This is a genomic window from Colidextribacter sp. OB.20, from assembly GCF_009911595.1.
Classification (GTDB): domain Bacteria; phylum Bacillota; class Clostridia; order Oscillospirales; family Oscillospiraceae; genus Lawsonibacter.
Genome location: NZ_QWKG01000120.1, coordinates 1 through 3,810 on the forward strand (window position 1 = coordinate 1; position 3,810 = coordinate 3,810).

Annotated in this window: 5 protein-coding genes and 1 pseudogene; 5 read left to right on the forward strand and 1 reads right to left on the reverse strand. The window is 54.8% G+C overall.

The window, feature by feature from the left end; genetic code table 11:
- Positions 1-20 precede the first annotated feature (20 nt).
- Positions 21-329, forward strand: coding sequence for a plasmid mobilization relaxosome protein MobC (gene mobC, locus D1641_RS18530; RefSeq protein ID WP_160668436.1), 309 nt, complete (start codon positions 21-23; stop codon positions 327-329).
- 36 nt (positions 330-365) lie between these two features.
- On the opposite strand, the gene D1641_RS18535 is transcribed toward mobC, so the two are convergent.
- On the reverse strand, positions 366-605 hold the full coding sequence (locus tag D1641_RS18535; RefSeq protein ID WP_160668431.1) for a helix-turn-helix transcriptional regulator: 240 nt from the start codon (positions 603-605) through the stop codon (positions 366-368).
- 112 nt (positions 606-717) lie between these two features.
- On the opposite strand from D1641_RS18535, the gene D1641_RS18540 reads away from it, so the two are divergent.
- The 4 genes and pseudogenes from D1641_RS18540 (at position 718) to D1641_RS18555 (ending at position 3,742) form a co-directional block, all read left to right on the forward strand.
- Positions 718-1,164: a hypothetical protein gene (locus tag D1641_RS18540; protein ID WP_201757436.1), complete on the forward strand. Its 447-nt coding sequence runs from the start codon at positions 718-720 to the stop codon at positions 1,162-1,164.
- Positions 1,165-1,241: 77 nt separating this feature from the next.
- Complete coding sequence (locus D1641_RS18545; protein ID WP_160668433.1) at positions 1,242-1,550, forward strand: hypothetical protein; 309 nt, start codon at positions 1,242-1,244, stop codon at positions 1,548-1,550.
- Positions 1,551-1,606: 56 nt separating this feature from the next.
- Positions 1,607-3,027 (forward strand): annotated as a pseudogene (locus D1641_RS18550) (relaxase/mobilization nuclease domain-containing protein).
- A 382-nt stretch (positions 3,028-3,409) separates the two neighbouring features.
- Positions 3,410-3,742, forward strand: coding sequence for a response regulator (locus D1641_RS18555; protein ID WP_243149482.1), 333 nt, complete (start codon positions 3,410-3,412; stop codon positions 3,740-3,742).
- Positions 3,743-3,810: the final 68 nt, after the last annotated feature.

The window sequence follows — 3,810 nt, forward strand, 5'->3', positions numbered from 1 at the left end:
GCGTTTTCTTACAATTTCATATCGGCGTTGACACGCCGGAGGAACGGGTACTGATTGAGCAGAAGATGGAGCAGCTCGGCACGACCAACATGGCGGCATATCTCCGCAAGATGGCCGTGGACGGCTATGTGGTCAATCTGGAATTGCCGGAGCTGCGGGAGATGGTCTCCCTGCTGCGCCGGTCCAGCAACAACCTCAACCAGCTCACCCGCCGCGTCCATGAGACCGGGCGATTCTATGACGCTGATCTGGACGAACTGCGGCAGAGCTATGACGGGCTGTGGGATGCGGCACAGAGAATTTTGACCTCGCTGGCAAAACTCCAATAAAAGCATAAGCCTCCAGGACACTCTTTCCTTGGAGGCTTATGGCTCTAAATTATTTTCATCAAAAAGCGGCGAGGCAAAGAAAGCATCAAGTCCGACGCCCAGCCCTTGACACATCTCATGGATTACCCTCAACTTGACGGAATCATAGGAGCAATTAACCACATTTCCTATTGTTGACTTTGGTACACCGCTTTTCATATAGAGCTGGTACTGTGTCATGCCCTTTTCGTTAAGCAGTTGTGTCAGCCGTTCGCTGACCGCCTGATTTAGCTTCACCCCATCACCACCCTGTCGCAAAAATTGTAACAGGACAGCTCAGAAAATTAGTCCCTGTAACTGTACTATTTGCGGATTTTGTGCTATTATGCAGGGAGCAGGGAATGGGGGGATGCGGGTGATTGTTACGTTCTGCGGCCACAGTAAAATATATCAGACCGGCAATTTCTCCAAGTGGCTGGATATAATACTCCCATCGCTGATTGAGGGCGGCGCGGCCACATTTTACCTCGGCGGCTACGGAGACTTTGACAGTCTGGCAGCGGCGGCGGTGAGGCGGCAAAAGGCGGTCTATCCCCACATCACGGCCATTCTGGTTCTGGCCTACCTCAACCGGGAGACGGATGCCTCCCGCTATGACGATACCACCTATCCGCCTCTTGAGAACGTGCCGCCCCGTTACGCTATCGTCAGACGAAACGAGTGGATGGTCCGGGAGAGCGATGTAGTGATCTCCAGCGTCACGCATGGGTTGGGTGGGGCGGCGAAAACTCTGGACTACGCGCGGCGTAAGCAGAAAATTATTTTTCAGTTTCCAACACAGGCGCAAAAGGAGTAAGCGGCGGGGCCGCATCCTTGCAAAAACTCGCCGGTGCGGGTATGCTGGTATCAAATCAAATTCAAGAGGTGTTCATCATGCTGACCTATAAAAAAGTGTTAGAGGTATTCGCGGATTATCTGACCGAAGATGATTCATGCGAGGTACTGACTGTCAGCCAGGGCTATCTGGTGGTGGATTGGAGCAGCAGGAAAAGTGACAGCGATTGGGTGACTTCCCGGCTGTGCCAGACCCCGGAGCATCTGCGGGATGTACTGCGCTCCCGGTACGAGGAATATCAGGGTTTCAAGCTCACCGGGGGCTACAAGCGGGAGCTTCGGCCCTCTGAGGATGTGGATATTCGGCTCATGGGTGAGGCGATAGCCGAGCGGTGCGGCGAAAACTGAATACACAAAACGGTCCGCAAATTGCGGGCCGTTTCTTTTGAAGGGAGAGACTGCCAATGGCCACCACCCGCATTATGTCTCTGCACACTGGCAAGGGCCGGACCGTGGGCAGGGCCATTCAAGACATCATCGACTATGTGGAGAATCCTGACAAGACGGACGGCGGCAGGCTGATCTCAAGCTACCAATGCGACAGCCGGATCGCGGACGCGGAGTTTCTTCTGTCCAAGCGTCAGTACCTCGCCAGGACCGGGCGGCGGCGCGGGGCCGATGATGTGATCGCCTACACCATCCGGCAGTCCTTCGTCCCCGGCGAGATCACCCCGGAGGAGGCCAACCGCCTGGGCTATGAGCTGGCCCGCCGTTTCACCAAGGGGAAACACGCCTTTATCGTCTGCACCCATGTAGACAAAGCCCACATCCATAATCACATCATCTGGAACTCCACCACTCTGGACCATGACCGGAAATTCCGGGACTTTCTCGGTTCCGGGCGGGCGGTGCGGCGGCTGAATGACACCATCTGCGTCCAGAACGGCTACTCCATCGTGGAAAATCCCAAGCGCCGGGGCAAGAGCTACAACAAGTGGCTGGGGAGCAAACCGCCCTGTCACCGGGACCGGCTTCGCATGGCGATTGATGATGCCCTCGCACGGAAACCCGCCGACCTGGATGCGCTGCTGAAGCTGCTGCGGGACGCTGGCATAGAGGTCTCGCCCCGTGGCAAATCCATCCGGCTGAAAGCGCCGGGTGGTAAACAGTTTGTCCGGCTGGACGGGGACAGCATGGGGGCGGACTACTCCATTCCCTCGCTGCTGGCCGTCCTCGCCGGGGAGAAACAACACACTCTGCTTTCCAAAAATATCCGCCGCGCAGATCCGCCGAAGGTGAATCTGCTGGTGGATATTCAGGCCAAGCTCCAGGCGGGCAAGGGGGCCGGGTATGCAAGGTGGGCCAAGACATTCAATCTCAAGCAGATGGCGCAGACGCTGAACTATCTGACGGAGCATGGCCTGCTGGACTATGTCGACCTCGCCGCCAAAGCGGACGAAGCTACCGGGCGCTATCACGAATTGTCTGCCACAATCAAGGCGGCGGAGCAGCGCATGGCGGAGATCGCCGTACTGAAAACGCACATCATCAACTATGCCAAGACCCGCGAGGTCTATGTGGCCTACCGCAAGGTTGGGTACTCGAAAAAATTCAAGGCCGAGCATGAGAGTGACATCCTGCTGCATCAGGCGGCAAAGAAATTTTTCGATGAATCCGGGCTGAAAAAGCTGCCTACCATCAGGAGCTTACAGGCTGAATATGCCGCGCTGCTGGCGGAGAAAAAGGCGGCTTACGCCGATTTCCGCAAGGCGCGGGAGGATATATGAAGGAGCTGCTGACCGTCCGGGCCAACGTGCAGAAGCTCATGGGCTATGAGTCCCAGGAGCAGGAAAAGGAAGCGGACCGCCGGGAGGAGGAACGATGATTTTTCACCGTTCCAGAGGGCCGCAGGCCCGTCAAAAAAGCGTTCCGCAGGAACGCGCAGCCAGCCCCACCAGGCTGTTCAAAGGGGTTTGGGGGCGCTGCCACCAACAAGCAGATTGGACCTCCCGCCGTGGGCGGGAGGTCCAATTTTGCATCGTGGGTCCCACGATGCCCTGCTTGCCCGTTTCTCTGGCCCCGTTTACTCCACCCGCTAATTCCAGTTTTCCTTCAAATAGACAGCAGGCAAAAAAGCGCAAGGTTGATACATTTGGGGTGGTAAGGTATAATGAGACCACAAAAATCCAAATGAATTTTATGTAGGAGTAAAACTCCACACAAAATTCATAATTCTCTGCTATAATCGCGTTGGTGAGGTGAATCACATGGTGAAAATTTTAGTAGTCGAGGATGAATACGACATCCGGGAGCTTTTGCAGAACTATTTGGAAAATGAGGGCTATCAGGTTGTTGCCGCCTCTGACGGCGAACAGGCCATCGAAGTATTCCGCAGCTCCCATGTCGATTTAATCCTGCTGGACATTCTGCTTCCCCGCTTAAATGGCTATGAAGTATGCAGGGCCATTCGGGAGGAATCAGATATTCCAATCATCATGCTGACAGCTCTCGACAGCGAAGAAGATCAATTAAAAGGTTTTGACTTGCGGATTGACGATTACATTCCAAAGCCCTTTTCCATGCCGGTCTTGCTCGTATAATAAGATTTGCAGATGATTTAGAGTGGATCTGCTTAGTCCACTTTTGGGTCAACAGGCTTAGAGATGCC

Bases quoted from the DNA above. Each gene is read 5' to 3' on its own strand.
- D1641_RS18540 (WP_201757436.1), top strand. From the start codon at position 718: ATGCGGGTGATTGTTACGTTCTGCGGCCACAGTAAAATATATCAGACC.
- D1641_RS18545 (WP_160668433.1), top strand. From the start codon at position 1,242: ATGCTGACCTATAAAAAAGTGTTAGAGGTATTCGCGGATTATCTGACC.
- D1641_RS18555 (WP_243149482.1), top strand. From the start codon at position 3,410: ATGGTGAAAATTTTAGTAGTCGAGGATGAATACGACATCCGGGAGCTT.